The 18,129-nt window shown below is 66.2% G+C and carries 14 protein-coding genes; 7 read left to right on the plus strand and 7 right to left on the minus strand.

The features are described from left to right. Positions 1–145 precede the first annotated feature (145 nt). From CRO50_RS14945 to CRO50_RS14960, 4 genes are all read right to left on the minus strand, one after another. The gene (locus tag CRO50_RS14945) at positions 146–1,951 is read right to left on the minus strand and encodes an ABC transporter ATP-binding protein (RefSeq protein WP_232617799.1); all 1,806 of its coding nucleotides are present in this window, start codon (positions 1,949–1,951) and stop codon (positions 146–148) included. Position 1,952: 1 nt separating this feature from the next. After that, positions 1,953–2,882, minus strand: coding sequence for an ABC transporter permease (locus CRO50_RS14950; protein WP_097146736.1), 930 nt, complete (start codon positions 2,880–2,882; stop codon positions 1,953–1,955). Between the two features lie 7 nt (positions 2,883–2,889). Beyond that, on the minus strand, positions 2,890–3,813 hold the full coding sequence (locus tag CRO50_RS14955) for an ABC transporter permease subunit (protein WP_097146737.1): 924 nt from the start codon (positions 3,811–3,813) through the stop codon (positions 2,890–2,892). Between the two features lie 82 nt (positions 3,814–3,895). After that, entirely contained in the window at positions 3,896–5,518 is a 1,623-nt protein-coding gene (locus tag CRO50_RS14960) for a peptide ABC transporter substrate-binding protein (RefSeq protein WP_097146738.1), read from the minus strand. A gap of 626 nt (positions 5,519–6,144) precedes the next feature. Between CRO50_RS14960 and CRO50_RS14965 the strand changes: the two genes are divergently transcribed. Continuing rightward, on the plus strand, positions 6,145–8,745 hold the full coding sequence (locus CRO50_RS14965) for an ATP-binding protein (protein ID WP_097146739.1): 2,601 nt from the start codon (positions 6,145–6,147) through the stop codon (positions 8,743–8,745). Here the strand turns inward: CRO50_RS14965 and CRO50_RS14970 are convergent. Further along, positions 8,733–9,656, minus strand: coding sequence for a LysR family transcriptional regulator (locus tag CRO50_RS14970; RefSeq protein WP_097146740.1), 924 nt, complete (start codon positions 9,654–9,656; stop codon positions 8,733–8,735). The two genes, CRO50_RS14965 and CRO50_RS14970, sit on opposite strands and share 13 nt — an antisense overlap. Positions 9,657–9,750: 94 nt before the next feature. Between CRO50_RS14970 and CRO50_RS14975 the strand changes: the two genes are divergently transcribed. Next, positions 9,751–10,728: an NAD-dependent epimerase/dehydratase family protein gene (locus CRO50_RS14975; RefSeq protein ID WP_097146741.1), complete on the plus strand. Its 978-nt coding sequence runs from the start codon at positions 9,751–9,753 to the stop codon at positions 10,726–10,728. 10 nt (positions 10,729–10,738) lie between these two features. Here CRO50_RS14975 and CRO50_RS14980 read toward each other — a convergent pair whose 3' ends face one another. Further along, positions 10,739–11,680, minus strand: a complete 942-nt coding sequence (locus CRO50_RS14980) for a LysR family transcriptional regulator (protein WP_097146742.1) — start codon at positions 11,678–11,680, stop codon at positions 10,739–10,741. Between the two features lie 128 nt (positions 11,681–11,808). On the opposite strand from CRO50_RS14980, the gene CRO50_RS14985 reads away from it, so the two are divergent. The 3 genes from CRO50_RS14985 (at position 11,809) to CRO50_RS14995 (ending at position 16,401) form a co-directional block, all read left to right on the plus strand. Continuing rightward, positions 11,809–12,828, plus strand: a complete 1,020-nt coding sequence (locus tag CRO50_RS14985) for a TAXI family TRAP transporter solute-binding subunit (protein ID WP_097146743.1) — start codon at positions 11,809–11,811, stop codon at positions 12,826–12,828. A 120-nt stretch (positions 12,829–12,948) separates the two neighbouring features. Continuing rightward, complete coding sequence (locus CRO50_RS14990) at positions 12,949–15,156, plus strand: TRAP transporter permease (RefSeq protein ID WP_097146744.1); 2,208 nt, start codon at positions 12,949–12,951, stop codon at positions 15,154–15,156. Between the two features lie 3 nt (positions 15,157–15,159). Continuing rightward, a complete protein-coding gene (locus CRO50_RS14995) occupies positions 15,160–16,401 on the plus strand; it encodes an NAD(P)/FAD-dependent oxidoreductase (protein ID WP_097146745.1) in 1,242 nt (413 codons plus the stop codon). A 57-nt stretch (positions 16,402–16,458) separates the two neighbouring features. On the opposite strand, the gene CRO50_RS15000 is transcribed toward CRO50_RS14995, so the two are convergent. After that, complete coding sequence (locus CRO50_RS15000) at positions 16,459–16,716, minus strand: hypothetical protein (RefSeq protein WP_097146746.1); 258 nt, start codon at positions 16,714–16,716, stop codon at positions 16,459–16,461. Positions 16,717–17,027: 311 nt separating this feature from the next. Here CRO50_RS15000 and CRO50_RS15005 point away from each other — a divergent pair, with 311 nt between their 5' ends. Both CRO50_RS15005 and CRO50_RS15010 read left to right on the plus strand, forming a co-directional pair. Then, positions 17,028–17,606 carry a YqaA family protein gene (locus CRO50_RS15005; RefSeq protein ID WP_097146747.1) on the plus strand — a complete coding sequence of 193 codons (579 nt, stop codon included), beginning with the start codon at positions 17,028–17,030 and terminating at the stop codon, positions 17,604–17,606. After that, a complete protein-coding gene (locus tag CRO50_RS15010) occupies positions 17,603–18,061 on the plus strand; it encodes a disulfide bond formation protein B (RefSeq protein ID WP_097146748.1) in 459 nt (152 codons plus the stop codon). Before CRO50_RS15005 ends, CRO50_RS15010 begins: the two co-directional genes overlap by 4 nt. Positions 18,062–18,129 lie beyond the last annotated feature (68 nt).

The raw sequence follows: 18,129 nt of genomic DNA on the forward strand, positions 1-18,129 counted from the left end.
CGCTTTCACCAAAGGTTAGGCGTCAGGTAACCGCATGTCACGGCAAAGGAAATCCGAATGTCTCTGCCAAGGCATCCGGCCGGGCCGCTTTGCCCGACAAAGCGACGGCCAGGGGCCCCGAAGCATGCTCCGGGGCCCTCGGGTCTCAGGCGCCGCGCGCCATGATGGCGTCGAGGCTGTCGTGCTCGGCCACGTAGTGACCGGGGGCGACTTCCCGAAGCTGCGGCACGTAGTCGAGCTCTCCGGCGTCTAGCTTCGAGGGCAGGAAGCGCAGCGCCGCCTTGGTATCCAGCGGAGAGGGCAGCTCTCCGGGGATGCGCAGACGCTCGCGCGCGCGCTCGGCCACCGGATCTGGGATCGGCACGGCAGAGATCAGCGAGCGCGAATAGGGATGCTGCGGCTCGGCGCAGATCGTGTTCGCCTCGCCCATCTCGACGATCCGGCCCAGGTAGAGCACCATGATCCGGTTCGAGATCTCGCGCACCACCGACAGGTCGTGGCTGATGAAGAGCATCGACATGCCAAACTCGGCCTGCAGGTCCTTCAGCAGCTTCACGATCTGCGCCTGGATCGACACGTCGAGCGCCGAGACGGCCTCGTCGCAGATGATCAGCTTGGGGCGGTTGATCATGGCGCGGGCGATGCCGACACGCTGGTTCTGACCGCCGGACAGCTCATGCGGATAGCGATTGTACTTCTCCGCCTCCAGCCCGACGCGCTCCATCATTTCCAGCACGGCGTCACGGCGCTCGCGCTTGGTCATCTCGGGGCGGTAGGTCTTCAGCGGCTCGGCGATGCTGTCCGCGATGGTCATGCGCGGATCGAGCGAGGCCAGCGGGTCCTGGAAGACGATCTGCAGGTCCTTGCGTTCCTTGATCAGCGCCTTGCGGTCGAGATCGGTCAGCGGCGTGCCCAGCCAGCTGACCTCGCCCGCCGTGGGTTCCACCAGACGCAGCACGGCGCGGGCCAGGGTGGACTTTCCGCAGCCGGATTCGCCCACGATGCCCAGGGTTTCGCCCGCCTTCAGCTCGAAGGAGACACCGTTGACCGCCTTCAGAGGCACGGTGCGGCCAAAGAGACCGCCCTTCTGCTTGATCGGGAAATGCACCTTGATGTCGTCGACATCCAGGATCGTCTCGCCCGAGCCTTCGGCCTTCACGCTGCTGTCGCTGTCGATGCGCGGCATCGCGTCGAGCAGGCGCTTGGTATAGGCGTGGGAGGGGTTGGCGAAGATCTCGACCGCCTCGCCCTCTTCGACGAATTCACCAAGCCGCATGACCTTGATGCGGTCGCACATGCGCGCCACGACGCCCATGTCATGGGTGATCAGCGCGATGGCGGTGCCCATCTCCTGCTGCAGCGCCGACATCAGGTCCAGCACCTCGGCCTGGACGGTGACGTCCAGCGCGGTGGTGGGCTCGTCGGCGATCAGCAGCTTCGGCTCGCAGAGCATGGCCTGGGCGATCATCACCCGCTGGCGCATGCCACCCGAAAGCTCGTGCGGATATTGCTCCAGCCGCCGTGCGGCCTCGGGGATGCGCACGCGCTCCAGCCAGTCGAGGCAGGCCTTGCGCGCCGCGGCACCGGACAGACCCTTGTGGATCTTCAGCACCTCGGCCATCTGCTCGCCCACACGAAGATGCGGGGTCAGCGCGGTCAGCGGGTCCTGGAAGATCATGCCCAGGTCGGCGCCGCGGATCAGGTTCAGCTTGCTGGGCGGCAGGTTCAGGATCTCGCGGTCCTGGAACTGCACCGAGCCCGTGGCGCGCCCGTTCGGCGGCAGCAGGCCCATGGCGGCCATGAAGCTCTGGCTCTTGCCCGAGCCGCTTTCGCCGACGATGCCCAGGCATTCGCCCGCCGCGATGTCGAAGGAAACGCCCTTCACGGCCTCCACGGCCCCGTCCGGCGTGTCGAAGCTGACTTTCAGGTCTTTGACGGAAAGAATGCTCATGTCAGCGGTCCTTCGGGTCGAGTGCGTCACGCAGGCCATCGCCGATGAAGAACATCGTGATGATGATGGTGACGTAGAAGAAGAGCGGGAACAGCAGCTGCCAGAGCGTGCCGTAGTTCATCGTCCCCGCCCCCTCGGCGATCAGACGCCCGAGCGAGGTCATGGGTTCCGAGATCCCGAGGCCCAGGAACGAGATGAAGCTTTCGGCCAGGATCATCTCGGGCACCAGCAGCGAGGCATAGACGATCACCACGCCGATCAGGTTCGGCAGGATGTGGCGGAAGATAATGCCGGTCTCGCTGACGCCGCCAGCCCGGGCGGCCTCGATGAACTCGCGCGTCTTCAGGGTCAGGGTCTGGCCCCGCACGATGCGGCTCATGGTCAGCCAGCTGACCGCGCCGAGCGCCACGAAGAGCGTCACGAAGCTGCGGCCCGCGATGACCAGGATCAGGATCAGCACCAGGGTCAGCGGGATCGCCAGCATGATATCGACGAAGCGCATCATGAAACTGTCCAGCCGCCCGCCGTAGTAGCCGGCGATGACGCCCCAGGCCGTGCCCACGATCAGCGCCATGCCGGCACCGATCAGCCCGACCAGCAGCGAGGTCTGGGTGGCCTGGATGGTGCGCGCGAAGAGGTCGCGGCCCAGCTCGTCGAGGCCGAAGTAGTGGCCCGTCTCGAGAGAGGGCGCCCCCATCCCCTTGATGTCGCCCATGCGGGTCCAGTCGATCTCTTCGTTGCTGTACTGCGCGAAGAGCGGGCCGAAGACGACGAAGGCGATGATCAGCGCCAGCACCACGACCGAGGCCATGGCGGCCTTGTTGCGAAGGAAGCGATCCATCGCGTCGCGGAACAGCGAACGGCCCCGGATCGCGTTGAAATCGGTGATGTCGGCGGCAAGCTCGGCCGCCTTTTCAGATTTTCCGAACATGGCAGCCTCAGTAGCGGATCTTGGGATCGAACCACGCATAGGCGAGGTCGGTCAGAAGGTTCACGATGACGGTCAGCGCGCCGTAGAGGATGGTGACCCCCAGCAGGACGGCATAGTCGCGGGTAAGGGCCGAGCTGACGTAGCTCGCACCAAGTCCCCCGGTCGAGAAGTACATGTCGACGAAGACCGAGCCGGTCAGCACGTAGACGAAGACCGGACCGAGGTAGCTGACGACGGGCAGCAGCGTCGGCTTCATCGCGTGGCGCCAGATGATGGCGCGGGTCGGCAGGCCCTTGGCGCGGGCGGTGCGGATGAAGTTGGAATTCATGATCTCCAGCATCGAGGATCGGGTGATCCGGGCGATATTGCCCATGTAGGAGGTCGAGAGCGCGATCACGGGCATGATCAGGTACTGCCACTGACCGCCATTCCAGCCGCCGCCAGGCAGGATGCCGAGCCACAGGGTGAAGGTCAGGATCAGGATCGGGCCCATGATGAAGTTCGGCAGGGCCTGGGCGGCAATGCCGAGCGAGACGGCAATATAGTCGATCCAGGTGTTGTGACGGATGGCGGCGGCAATGCCGAGCGCGATGCCGACCACGGAGGCGGCAAGGAACGACAGGCTGCCATAGGTCAGCGAAATCGGGAAACCATGGGCGATGATATCGTTCACGCTGCGATCCTTCTGCACGAAGGAGGGACCGAAATCGAAGTGCACCACGATGTTGTAAAGATAATCCCAGAGCTGCTTCCACAGCGGCTGGTCGAGCCCGTACTGGGCCTGGATATTCGCCAGAACGGCCGGCGGCAGCGGACGTTCAGAGGTAAAGGGGCCGCCCGGTGCGGTGTGCATCAGGAAGAAGGAGGCGACCACCAGTAACAGGATGGTGGGAACCGCGACCAGCAGTCGGCGCGCGACATATGCGAGCATTGGAATGTACCGGAATTGGGATGGCCCCCGACTGCGCCATTTGCATGACGAAGCCGAGGGCCAAACGGGTTAACACACGAGTTTACTCGGCGAGCTTGTACAGGTTCTTCGAGTACCAGTTCTGCTCGACGTTATCGACGGGCCAGTTGCCGACGTCGCTGTCCATCATGTAGACGCCCGCGTAGTGGTAGATCGGGATCACCGGGGTTTCCTCGGCGATGATCTCTTCCGCGCGGGTGTAGAGCGGCGTGGTGTCCTCGGCGGTCTTCGCGTCGGTGATCAGCTGATCGTACTCGGCGTTCGAGAACTTGCCGTCGTTGTAGCCCGAGGGGGTGGTGATCAGGTCGAGGAAGGTCGAGGCCTCGTTGTAGTCACCACACCAGGCGCCACGTGCCAGGTCGAAGTTCTGGTTGCCGCGCTCTTCGAGGAAGACCTTCCACTCCATGTTGGCGAGGGTGGCTTCGACGCCCAGCTTCTGCTTCCACATCTGGCTGAGAACCACGGCGACCTTCTCGTGGGCTTCCGAGGTGTTGTAGACCATCTCGAAGGACAGCGGGTTGTCGGCACCGTAGCCTGCTTCGGCCAGCAGTTCCTTGGCCTTCGCGTCACGCTCGGCCTGGGTCATGTTGACCATGTCCGAGGACGGCGGGGTGAAACCGGCAACGGCTTCCGGGGTGAAGCTGTAGGCTTCGGGCTGACCACCGGCCATCACGTTCTCGGTGATGATCTTGCGGTCGACGGCCAGCGACAGGGCCTTGCGCACCATCGGATCCTTGAAGGCCTCGGGGCCCGAGTCCGACAGGTTGAAGGTGTAGTAGTAGTTGCACAGGCGCGGGAAGGAGATCGCCTCGTCGGGGTATTCTTCCTTCAGGCGCGGGTACTGGCCTGCGGGCACGTCGGTGCGGTCCAGTTCACCGGCGAGGTAACGGGTCAGGGCCACGTTCTCGTCGTTGATGATCAGGCCGACGGTCTTGTCGAGGATGGTGTTCTCGTTGTCCCAATAGGTCTCGTTGCGCTCGCGCACGATACGCTCGCCGGGCTTGTACTCGGTCAGCACATAGGCACCGTTCGAGACGATGTTCTCGGGCTTGGTCCACTCTGCACCGAACTCCTCGATCACCTTCTGGGGCGCCGGGAAGGTGGTGGAGTGGGTGGTCATCTGCGGGAAGTAGGGCAGCGGGGTGGTCAGCTTGACGACCAGGGTGTGGTCATCGGGAGCCGAGACGCCCAGCTCTTCCGGGGCCAGGTCGCCGGCGATGACTTCCGAGGCGTTCTCGATCGACATCAGCTCGACGAACCACTGGTAGGGAGAGGCGGTCGCGGGATCCGCGGCACGGCGCCAGCCGAAGACGAAGTCGCCGGCGACAACCGGATCACCGTTCGACCAGACCGCATTGTCACGCAGGGTGAAGGTGTAGGTCATCTTGTCGTCGGAGAGCTCGTAGCCGGTGGCCACGCCGGGCACCAGGTTGCCGTCTTCGTCCTGGTTCATCAGGCCTTCGAAGAGGTCACGCACCACGTTTGCGCCGTCCACGTCTTCAACGATCTGCGGATCGAAGGAGCTGACGTCGTCCAGCAGACGGTAGGTGAAGGTCTGGTCGGCAGCCAGTTCCTGGCCGGTTTCGGGATGGGTGGCAGCTTGCACACCCGACAGGGCCGTCCCCGACAGCAGGGCCGCAATGGCCAGCTTGGTGATGGGTTTCATGTTTCCTCTCCTCATTTATCAAGGCTTTTCCACGTCACGGGCACATGCCAGACGCGCTGGCGCTTCCCCGGCCACGCGACGGAATTGCGGCAGCCTAATGTCCGCAGGGGCGGGTTCAAGCAATTCTGAAATGCCCTCGCGGAATGCCGCGAGGGCATTGGCAGAGTTCCGCCTACGGCCATCTGACGCCAAGTAACGTCACACTTGCAAAATACCGCGTCGTCAGCAAGAGCCGCGACGCTGCGTCAACCCCAGGTTGCCGGTCCGACCGAGGGGCGACCGCATAGGGCGCGGCAGCTGACCAATCGCGCGCCCCGAGACCCTGTGCCGCAAGGGCAAAGAACCCGCTTTTGCGTTAACAGTGCGTAAATAGGCCTGTTCACAGGTCCTAGAATCGCCATCATTTATCCCTATCGCTCCGATAAGCGTTGTAGTGCAGCGGAACCAGTTTTGACGTTATTCATTCGATCGGAATCCTCAGGAATGCTCGAGCAGTCCCAACGGATCACACTCTCTCCCGACCAGCGAGCCATCGCGCCTGACGCCTGTCCACGCCACGTTGACCTTTACGGAACCCTCACAGGGACGGCGCTCTGCCCGACCGCCCCCCGCCGGAGGAGATCCGCATGGAGCTGATGCACATCTTCGAGACTGACCAGCACCATCTGGTCCAGCTTGGCGCCATCTTGCTGGCGATCCTCGCGCTGTTGATCCAGGGCCGCGCCTATCGCGCCCGTGGCCGCCGGATGACCCAGCTGGCCCAGGACCTGCAGGAATCGCAGCGCATCGCCCGCATCGGCACCGTCCGCTGGGACTTCCAGCAGGACCGCGTGGAATGGACCGACGAATATGCCCGCCTGCTGGCCCTGCCCTTCGGCGGCCACATGACCGGGGGCGAGTTCCAGGCCATGCTGCTGCCCGAATACGAAGACCAGGTGGTCGAGAGCGAACGCACCGCCATTGCCACCTCCGCCAAGACCGGCAAGCCGGCCCGGCGCGAGATCGTCTACAAGGTGCGGGCCCGCGACGGGCGCATCATCGACATCTCTGCGGTTTCCGAGCTCATGGCCGACCGCGACGGGAGACCGCTCTACCTGATCTCGACCATCCGCGACGTGACCGACGAGCTGGCGCAACAGGCCAAGCTGGCCGAAAGCGAGCACAACCTCGCCGCCGCCCTGCGCGTGGCCGACCTGCACTGGCTGCGCCAGGAGCACCCCACGGGCAAGGTCACCTGGTCGAACGGCATGAACCGCCTTCTGGGCCGCCCAGACGACGCCCCGCCCCTGCTGCTGCGCCACTACATCGACCGCGATGACTTCCGCCTGCTCTCTGAACGCTTCGAGAAGCAGCGCGACGAGGGCGTCGGGCGCGGCAAGGTCAATCACACCACCACGCTGAAGCTGAAGCGTACCGATGACAGCAACCTCTATGCGCGCGCCTATTTCGAGGCGACCCTGGATGAGGACCGCGAGCTCGAAAGCATCCGTGCCGTCTTCCGCGATGTCTCGGAAGAGGTCGCCCAGGAGGCCAAGCTGCATGAGGCCGTGGAAGCGGCCCAGATGGCAAACCGCTCGAAGAGCGAATTCCTGGCGGTGATCAGCCACGAGCTGCGCACGCCGCTCAACGGGGTCCTGGGCATGCTGGGCGCGCTGGAGGACGGCAACCTCGCGGGCGAACCCCTTGAGCAGGTCAAGGTCGCGCGCCGCAGCGCCAATGACCTTCTGGTCATCCTCAACGACATCCTGGACGCCTCGAAGATCGAAGCGGGCCGGATGCAGATCGAGGAAGAGAACTTCGAGCTCGAGGGGCTGGTGGATTCGGTCATCCACCTCTACGGCCGCCAGGCCCAGGAGAAGGGTATCGAGCTGGAAGGCCGGATCGACGCGGGCCTGCCCGCCTGGGTCAGGGCCGACGCGGGCCGGGTGCGCCAGATCCTGTCCAACCTGATCAGCAATGCCATCAAGTTCACCAGCGAGGGCAGCGTCGTGCTCTCCATCGGCGCCAGCCCGAATTCCACGCCCGAGCGGCTGGAGCTGCGGCTCTCGGTGCGGGACACCGGCGCCGGCATCCCCGAGGAATACCATTCGCGCGTTTTCGGCCGCTTTGAACAGCTCGGCGCCTCCTACTCGAACCGCATGGCGGGCACCGGGCTGGGCCTGTCGATCAGCCTGCGCCTGGCAGAGCTCATGGGCGGCAAGATGGACTTCACCAGCCGCGAGAACGCGGGCTCCTGCTTCTGGCTCGACCTGCCCGTCGAGGCCACCGAGGCCGTCGACCGCAAGGAAGACCCCGAGGACCAGCAGATCGAGCTGCCGCGCATGCGCATCCTCGTCGCCGAGGACAACAGCACCAACCAGCTCGTCATCCGCTCGATGCTGGACCGCATGGGCCAGAACGTCGACCTGGTGGTCAATGGCGCCGAGGCCGTGCAGGCGGTGCGCGACTTCGACTACGACATCGTGCTGATGGATGTCTCGATGCCGGTGCTCGACGGCACCGGCGCCACCCGCCAGATCCGCGCCCTGCCCAGCCGGGGCCGCCCCTTGCCCATCCTGGGTCTCACCGCCCATGCCGGTGCCGATCAGCACGAGTTCTACCTGGAGACCGGCTTCGACGAGGTGCTGACCAAACCCATCACCGCGCATCAGCTGGCCGCTGCGCTCTATCGCTGGATTCCCGCTGAGCTCTCCTCGGAGCCCGGCACCGTGATCGAGCCGACATCCTCGCCGACGCAGCGCGCGCCCGAGCCCCTGCCCCCGGCGCCCGGTCAGCTCGAGGTCGCCAAGGCCTCTGCCGAGATCTCGGGCGCGGTGGATTTCGTCGATTCAGCGGCCTTCCGGGCACGGCTGGTGTCGCTGAACGAAGAGTTCAGCGGCGGGCTGACCGAGAAGATGCTGCAAGCCACCCGGCGCGACGTGGACCGTCATATCGGCCTGCTGAAGACCCAGCTTGCCGCCACGCCGGAGACCGCCGACAACACCGCTCTGGCCCGCAGCTTCCATTCGCTCGTCGGCATCTTCTCGACGCTCGGGTGCGAGACGATGACCACCCAGTGCCGGCTGCTGGAATCCCTGCCCGACCCCCATGGCGAGGCGCCCACGCTGATCAAGGATCTGCTGGAGCAATTGCAGGCCATGCGGCGCGAGATCACGACCCTGACCAGGGACGAGGCCGAGGCCGCAGGCGACTCCGGGGCCGACAAGGGCAGCCGTCAGCCGGCCTGATCGCTGCTTGCGCCGCCGGCGCGCGCGCTGCGGCCCAGCTGGCGATACTCGGCCACCAGGTGATCGAAGACGGCACGCACCCTGGGCAGCTTGGCCAGGTTCTCATGGGTGACGATCCAGGTGGGCAGCCGCGCCAGCTCGAGACCCGGCAACACCCGGACCAGGCCCGGATCCCGATCACCGACCGGAACCTGGGTGGCGGCGATGCCGCAGCCCGCCCGCGCGGCGGCCAGCTGCGCCGGGTGGCTGTCGGTGACCAGCGAGAAATCCGCCGATTCACCCATCCCCAGCCCCGCCGCCAGGGCAAGATCGCCCGCGCTGCGGTCCGGGCCGATGGTGTCGTGCTGCTTCAGCTCCTCGGCGTTCTGCGGCGTGCCGCGCCGTGCCAGGTAATCCGGCGAGGCGAAGAACCCCAGAGATATCTCGGCCACCTTGCGGGCCACCAGGGCCGCCTGCCGCGGCTCGACGGTGCGCACCGCCACGTCGACCTCCTGCGACAGGAGATCGGCGGGCCGGTTGCTTAGCTCCAGCTCGATGCGCAGGGCCGGAGCCTTCCTGCGCAGCCGCGCCAGCATCGGCGGAACCACCTCCATGCCCATCATGTCCGGCACGCTGATCCGCACACTTCCCGCCACCTCCTCTGCCGGGCCCGAGGCCTGACGGATGAACAGCTGAGAGGCCATGGCCATGGCGCGCGCCGGTGCGCGCAGGGCCTCGGCCGCGCTGGTCGGGGTCAGACCATTGACGGACCGCGTGAAAAGCACCGTGCCCAGGTCCCGCTCGAGCCCTTCGAGCCGGGCGCGGACCGTGGGATGCGACAGGCCAAGACGACGGGCGGCGCCTGACAGGCTGCCCTCTTCCAGCACGGCGAGGAAGATGCGCTGATCTTCCCAGGAGACAGGTTTGCTCATAACTTTCTTTCTATCAAATGTAGGCGTTCTGGCAATTCCCTTTCATGCGGGCCGGGCGCAGTCTCTGCCCACCCCCTACGGAAAGGATCGGAAGATGACGAAGAAGATCGCACTTGTCCTGGGCGCCACCGGCGGTGTCGGCAGCGCCATTGCCCGAGCGCTCCTGCGCCATGGCTGGACCGTTCGCGGCATGGCAAGGAACCTCGAGACCGCCCGCGCGCGCGGCCTTGCGGGGGTCGACTGGCTGAGAGGTGACGCGATGCAGGCACAGGATGTGGCCCGCGCCGCCGAGGGGGTGGCGCTGATCGTCCACGCTGTGAACCCGCCCAACTACCGGAACTGGGACAAGCTGGTGCTGCCGATGATCGACAACACCATCGCCGCCGCCCGCGCCAATGGCGCCCGCATCATGCTCCCCGGCACGATCTACAATTTCGATCCCGCCGAGGTCAGCCTGATCCGCTCCGACAGCCCGCAACGCCCGCGCTCGGTGAAGGGGCGCATCCGGGTGAAGCTGGAAGAGCGCCTGCGGGCGGCTTCGGCCAATGTCCCGGTGCTGATCCTGCGAGCGGGGGATTTCTACGGTCCCGACGCGCGCTCGAGCTGGCTGTCGGAGGCCATGGTGCAGAAGGGCAAGCCGGTGAAGCGCATCATCAATCCGGCCCGCACCTGCCATACATGGGCCTATCTGCCCGACCTGGCAGAGGCCACGGCCCGGCTGCTGGAAGTGCCCGAGAGACTATCGGATTTCGAGGTGCTGCAATTCTCGGGCTACGACGATCCCGACGGGCAGCAGATGGCCCAGGCCCTGCAGCGGGTCGTGGGCCACAAGGTCCCGGTCTGGCGCTTCCCCTGGTGGGTGGTGAAGCTGGTGGCGCCCTTCTGGCGCTTTGGCCGCGAGATGGCAGAGGTGGCGCCCCATTGGCACACGCCCATGCGGCTCGACAACAGCCGGCTGGAGGTCCTCATCGGACCGGAACCCAGGACCGCGCTGGACGACAGCCTGCGCGCCAGCCTCATCGACATGGGCTGCCTGCGGCCCGAAACCCTGCCCGCACCGCAGGCGGCCTGAGCGCGGCCACTCAGCCTCCGGCCCCCAGCTCGCGCAGGTGGTCGCAGACCTGGGCGCGCCAACCGGCGCGGAAGCGCTCGGCCAGCCGTGAGAGCGGCCGGTGCACCGGGGTATAGATGGCATAGCTGTAGGCGATCGGCTCGATCAGTGGCCGGAACACCACGCGCGGCGGTCCCTTGTGGATCGCCGCCTCGGTCACCGCGGTCAGCGGATCGACCAGCGACAGGCATTGCCCCGCCGCGACGAAATGCAGAAGCGGCACGAAGAACTGGCATTGCACCACCTGCGGGCATTGCGCCCCCGCCGCCTCGAGCGCCGCCGTGACCCGCGTCGTCAGCGGGTGCCCGCCCGAGAGCACCCCAAAGCGCTCTCCGTCCAGATCCGCCAGGGACAGCCTGTCGCGCGCCGCCAGCGGGTGGTTCACCGGCAAAGCGCACAGACATTGGGCAGGGATGACATCCTCGTCGAACAAACGCGCGTTCCCGGTGCCTTCCTGGAAGTCTCCGAAGCCGAAGTCGATGGACTGGCTGCCGGCCAGCTGGCGGATCTGCGGCGAGGTCCGCGTGGCCAGCGAGACGGTGATTCCAGCCGCCCCGCCCGCCTGCGGCCCGATCTCTCGGGACAGGAATTCCGGCATCAGATGCGAGGCCGGGCCCGGCATGGTGGCCAGGTTCAGATGGCCCGTGCGCGCCTCCGAGAGCGCCTGCATCGTCCCGGTGATCCCCTCCAGCCTGCCGATGATTTCCTCAGCCTCGTCAAAGAGATAATGCGCCTCCGGCACGGGCACCATCTGCCGCCCCTCGCGCTGGAAGAGCTTCAAGCCCAGGCTCTCTTCCAATGACTTGATCGCCAGGCTGACGGCGGGCTGGGATCGGTTCAGGTTGCGCGCCGCCTGGCTGAGAGAGGCCGATTTCATCACCTCCCTGAAGGCGGTCAGCTGGGTCAGGTTCATCGGTTCCCCCGCGGCAAGTCCATTTTCGGAACTTATGGATACCAAAGAAATTCAAATTTGTATTTATGAATTCAGGGGGTATCGGTGTTTTCACCAACAACAAGAACCTCGACAGGGAGCACAATCCAATGACCTTCACCTCCAAGCTTACCGGCGCGCTGCTCGGCGCGGCCCTGGCCCTGGCGGCCGGGACCGCGGCCCAAGCGCAAAACCCGACCTTCTTCCGCATCGGCACCGGCGGCGCCGGCGGCACCTATTTCCCCATTGGTGGCACCATCGCCAACGCCATCTCGGCCCCTCCCGGCTCGCGTCCCTGCGACGAGGGCGGCCAGTGCGGCGTGCCCGGCCTGATCGCCATCGCCCAATCCACCACCGCTTCGGTCTTCAACGCCGCCGCCGTGCAGAACGGTGAGCTCGAGGCCGGCATGGCCGCCGCAGACGTGGTGCGCGCCATGTACATGGGCACCGGCAAGTTCGAGGGCAAAGCGCATCCCAAGCTGCGCGTCATCGCCAACCTCTACCCCGAGGACCTGCACCTGGTGCTGCCCGAGGGCGCCTCGATCGACAGCCTTGCGGATCTCGAAGGCAAGCGCGTCGGCATCGCACAGGCCGGTTCCGGCACCCAGGTGGCCGTGCTGCAGATGCTCGAGAAGTGGGGCGTGACCCGCGACAACATGGACGAGGCAGAGCTCAACAACTCCCAGTCCGCCGAGCGCCTGGCCGATGGTCAGCTTGATGGCTACTTCTACGCCGCCGGCTGGCCCGTCGCCGCCATGGTCCAGCTGGCCTCGACCAAGGGCATGGAGCTGCACAGCTTCACCGAAGAGGACCTGGCCACCATCAACGAAGCCGTCCCCGCATATATCCCCTCGAAGATCCCGGCCAATGTCTATGAAGGCATCGACTACGACGTGCTGACCCCCGCCGTCTCGGCGCTGCTGGTCGTCTCCTCGGACCTGGATGAAGAACTGGTCTACGGCATCACCAAGGCGATGTGGAACGCGAACAGCCGCAAGCTGCTGGACAATGGCCACGCCAAGGGCAAGCAGATCACCCTTGAGACCGCGCTTGACGGCCTGGAGGCGCTCGGTGTGCCGATGCACCCCGGTGCCGAGGCCTTCTACAAGGAAGCGGGGATGCTGGAGTAATCCTCCCCCTTCTCCTGCCGGGCCGCATGCTCCCCCTTTCGCGGCCCGGCACAAGAATGACCCCGAAGACCGGGGCCTGTCGCCACAGGCAGGCCCCTCACTATTTCAGGAGACGACCCGATGCAGGCATCCGGCGACACGCTGAGCGCGGAAGAGCTGCGCGAGATCGAACGCAAGTACGACGAGGGCGCCGCCACCCGCGCCGTCCCCCCCGCAATGGCCCTGGTGCTGAAGGTGGTGGCGCTGAGCTTCGCGGTCTACCACTTCCTCACCGCAGGCTTCGGCCTGCCGGCCGATCACTGGCACATGGGCTGGCACCTGGCCGGGCTCTTCATCCTGATCTACGCCTATTTCCCCATTTTCCACAGCAAGGGCGCCTATGACCTGAAGGTCAGCCGGTTCCGCGTCGGCAATGTGCCGATCCCCGACCTGGTGCTGATGGCGCTCGGCGTCGCGGCGGCGCTCTACCTGCCCTTCGCCTGGCGCGGGATCGCCTGGATGGGGGTCGAGGAACAGACCTTCCGCATGGGCAATCCCAACACCTGGGACATGGTCTTCGGCATCATCCTGATCGGCACCGTGCTGGACCTGGCGCGCCGCACCCTGGGCTGGATCCTGCCCGCCATCATCTGCGTCTTCATGGCCTATGCGCTGTTCGGGCCCGTTTTCCCCGGCCTGCTGCAACACCCCGGCGTGAAGTTCCGCACCTTCGTTTCCTCGATGTACTTCCCCTCGGAAGGCATCTTCGGCGTCACCCTCTGGGTCACCGCCACCATCGTCTTCCACTTCGTGCTCTTCGGCGTCGTGGCGCAGCGCACCGGCCTCGGCAAGCTCTTCATCGACAATGCGACGATCCTCGCCGGCCGCTATCGCGGGGGCCCGGCCAAGGTCTCGGTCGTGTCCTCGGCCTTCTTCGGCACGATCTCGGGCAGCTCGGTGGCCAACACCGTCTCAACCGGCGCGCTGACGATCCCCAACATGAAGCGCCTGGGCTATCCCGGTCACTTCGCGGGCGGGGTCGAGGCAGCCTCTTCCGCCGGGGGCCAGATCACCCCGCCGATCATGGGCGCTGCCGCCTTCATCATGGCCGAGTTCCTGGAGCTGCCCTACACCACCATCGTCATCGCGGCGATCTTCCCGGCGATGCTGCACTACCTCGGCGTCTTCACCGTGGTCCACCTGATGGCCCGCAAGCTGGGTCTCGAGGGCCTTCCCAAGGACGCCCTGCCCCGCCTCAAGGCGGTCTGGGCCGAGGGCTGGGCCAATCTCCTGCCGCTCGTCGGCATGCTGGCAGTGCTCTTCTCGGGATACACGCCCTACATGTCGGCCTTCTGCGGCATCTCGCTGGCACTGGTCGCGGGCATGGCGCGCTGGCGCAACCCGCTGACGCTGGTCTACCCGGCGGCCTTCCTGGGCTATGTGCTATGGAAATTCGCAGGCGGCGGCTTCGATCCGGTGATTGCCGCGCTGCTGAGCGCGGCCACCCTGCTGGCCTGCCTCAGCCCGCAGCCCCGCATCACCCTGCCCGAGATGTCGGAAACCCTTGAAACGGGAGTGAAATACGCCCTGGCCGTCGGCGCCGCCTCGGCCGCCGTCGGCATCGTCGTCGGTGTCATCAACACCACCGGCATCGGCTTCCGCCTGGGCTTCATGGTGACCTCGGGCGCCGCCACCATGGCCGAGAACCTGCATACGCTGATCTCCATCGGCGGATGGGAGCTGGCCTCGATCCCCGATCTGACGCTCTTCCTGTCGCTGATCCTGATCGCGCTGGCCTGTATCCTGATGGGCGCGGGCATCCCGACCACGGCGCTTTACATCATGCTGGTCTCGGTCGCGCAGCCGGCGCTGGCGCAACTGGGCATCCCGCCGCTCGCCAGCCACCTCTTCGTGCTCTACTACGGCGTCGTGGCCGAGATCACGCCCCCGGTCTGCACCTCGGCCTATGCGGCCTCGGCCATTGCCAACTCCAACCCCTTCCGCACCGGGGTCTCGGCCTTCACGCTGGGTCTGGGCAAGGTCGTGGCCCCGATGGCCTTCGTCTATGCGCCGGTGCTGCTCTTCACCGCCACCACCTTCGAGCCGCTGTTCTTCGCCTATGCCGCCGCCTCGGCCATCGCGGGCGTCTTCGCGCTGTCGGTCGCCGTGGTCGGCATGTGGAAGGTGGCGGTTCCGGTCTGGGGCCGGGTGCTGCTGGCCCTCGCCGGCCTCGTCTTCATCGCCCCGGACTGGAGCACCGATCTCATCGCCGTTGCGATCTGCCTGCCGGTGGTCCTGCAGCAGTTTCTGGGCCTGCGCCGAGGCGCGGTCCAGGAGGCCGGAGCCTGAACCATGAAGCACGACATCCTGATCATCGGCGGCGGTATCGTCGGCATTTGCTGCGCCGTCTCGGCCCTGGCGCGGGGGCTCAAGGTCCACATGGTGGAGCCCGGAGAGCCCGGCCAGCAGACCTCGGCGGGGAACGCGGGCATCATCTCTCCCTGGTCCATCGCGCCGCAGGCCACGCCGGGCATCTGGAAGAAGATCCCCGGACTGCTGATGTCCCCGGCCCGGCCCCTCAGCATCCGGCCCGGTGTCTGGCCGCAGATGCTGGGCTGGGGCACGCGCTTCCTGGCCAATAGCGGCAACGCCCGGTTCCGCGCCCTGTCGCAGGCCATGGCACCGCTGAATGCCCCCTGCATTTCCCTTTTCCGTCAGCACCTTGCCGCTGCCGGAGAGAACAGCGACCTGGTCACCGACAGCTATTATGTCCATGTCTTCCGCGACGCCGCCAAGGCCAATCTGAAGGACCTGGAATACAGCGTGCGGCGCGAGGCCGGCGCGGATATCACGCTCATCGGCCCGGCCGAGCTGAAGGCCCTCGAGCCCGCGCTCGGCCCAGGCTTCGAGGCCGCGATCGTGATCCGGGGACAGGCACGGGCGCGCTCTCCGGGACGGCTCGGCCAGGTGCTGGCGGGCCATGCCGAACGCGAGGGGATGCAACTGACCCGCGCCAGGGTGCAGGAGCTTCGGCGCCAGGAGACCGGATGGCGGGTCGAGACCGAGGCCGGTCCGATCGAGGCCGGGAACGTCGTGATGGCGGCCGGGGCCTGGTCGGGAGAGCTCCTGCGCGGCATCATCTCGAAGCTGCCGATGGTCTCGGAGCGGGGCTATCACGGGGAATTCCCCCAGGCCGGGCTGGAGCTCAATCACTCGGTAATGGATGTCGAGAACAAGGTGGTGGCCAGTTCGATGGAAACCGGGGTGAGAATCGCCGGCACCGCAGAGTTCGCCGCCATTGACGCCCGCCCCGATCCGAAACGCGAGGCGCTCTTCAAGGCGCAGGCGCGGGCGCTCTGCCCCGATATCGGGCTTGGCGACATGCGGCTGTGGATGGGGCGGAGGCCCTCGCTGCCCGACAGCCTGCCCGCGCTCGGCCCGGTCAGGGGCCAGCCCGGCCTCTACGCGGCCTTCGGACATTCGCACTATGGTCTGATGATGGCCCCGAAGACAGGCGAGATCATTGCCGATCTGCTGTCAGGGCGCGATCCGGGGCTGGATCTGGCGCCCTATGACCCGCTTCGCTTCAGTTGAAGCGGGGCGCGAGCCTGCCCCTTTCCGTGAGTGGAAACCTTTGATCCGGTGCGGATCTTATGCGGCGCAGGCGCTTGCGACGGTCTCGGCCTGAGCGTCGACCATGTGCTGCGGCAGGCGAGCGATGCCACCGCGACGGGCCAGGGCCTGGCGCAGGGAGTAGACGCCGGACTGGTCCAGCACGCGACGTGCGGAGCGAGCGGAGCCCGAGGTCTGAGCGGGCGCTTCGGAGAGCTGCTGCATGGCCTCGTCGACGGCGGCGTTCAGCATGTCCAGGGTCACGGTACGGTTCCGGGTGGCTTTTGCTTTGCGCATCTTCGTTGCTCCTGTTGTCGGCCCTTGGGCACTTGTGAGTGTCGGGCTGTCTGTGTCGCCCTGTTGACCTTGTTTTAGCACCAGTTGACGTGCCGGGCAGGGGCGCAACAGGAGAACAATGGGAAAGTTCGGACAGGTTCCTATCCCTTCGGATAGGTCGACCTGCCCCCATGGCGGCAAAGCCTTCCCGCCCGGCCGCGCCAGAGGCGGGGATTCCACCTGCGCAGCTTGACCACACCTTGGGTGCATGGTCTCTGGGCGAGAGTCGCAGGACCCGCATTTAGCCGACAATCATTTCAAAGGATTCTCTCGTGATCAGACGCCTTTATGACTGGACCATCCGCATGGCGGATCATCCTCATGCCCTTTGGGTTCTGGCGCTCGTGGCCTTCGCGGAATCCTCCTTCTTCCCCATCCCGCCGGATCTGCTGATGATTCCGATGATCATCGCGCGCCCCTCGCGGGCCTTCACCATCGCCGCTGTCGCCATGGCGGCCTCGGTCGCAGGCGGCATGGCGGGCTATGCCATCGGCGCCTTCGCCTTCGACGCCATCGGCCAGCCCATCCTCGAGAGCATGGGCAAGGGCCACGCTATGGAAGAGTTCAACCAGCGCTTCAACGATGCGGGCTTCTGGGCGGTGCTGGGGGCGGGCGTGACCCCCTTCCCCTACAAGGTGATCACCATCATGTCGGGCTGGACCGGCATGCCGCTGGCCACCTTCGTGGTCACCTCCATCGTCGCGCGCGGCCTGCGTTTCTACATCATCGCAATCCTGCTGTGGAAATTCGGCTCACCCGTTCGTGACTTCATCGAAAAGCGCCTTGGTCTTGTCTTCACTGTGTTTTTCGCCATTCTGCTCGCCGGTTTCCTGGTGGTGAGATATCTATGACCTTCCGACTGAAGACGGCCCTGGCCGGTGCCGGTTCCGCAGCGCTCCTGCTGGGCGCCCTGGGCTCTCAGTTCATCGGCGGGCTGGCGCCCTGCCACCTCTGCCTGCTGCAACGCTGGCCGCACCTGGCCGCGATCGTGATCGCCGGGGCGGCGGTGGCGACGGGGCAGCGCCTGCTGGCCCTGCTGGGCGCTCTGGCCGCCGCAGTGACCGCGGGCATCGGGATCTACCACACCGGCGTCGAGCGCGACATCTTCGAGGGCCCCACCTCCTGCACCTCCTCCAGCACAGGCTCGGTCAGTGCCGACCAGCTCTTCGACCAGATCATGGCCGCGCCGCTGATCCGCTGCGACGAGGTGGCCTTCGAGTTCCTGGGCCTCTCCATGGCGAGCTGGAACGCGGTGCTGTCGCTGGGACTGGTGGCGGTCTGGCTCTGGGCCTACCTGCGCGACTGATCACCACCGCCTGACGGCAGGGGCGGAAGGGGGTTGGCACCCACCCTGACCCGAGGCGACGCTCCGCG

Source organism: Pseudooceanicola antarcticus, assembly GCF_900215355.1.
GTDB classification, from domain to species: domain Bacteria; phylum Pseudomonadota; class Alphaproteobacteria; order Rhodobacterales; family Rhodobacteraceae; genus Pseudooceanicola; species Pseudooceanicola antarcticus.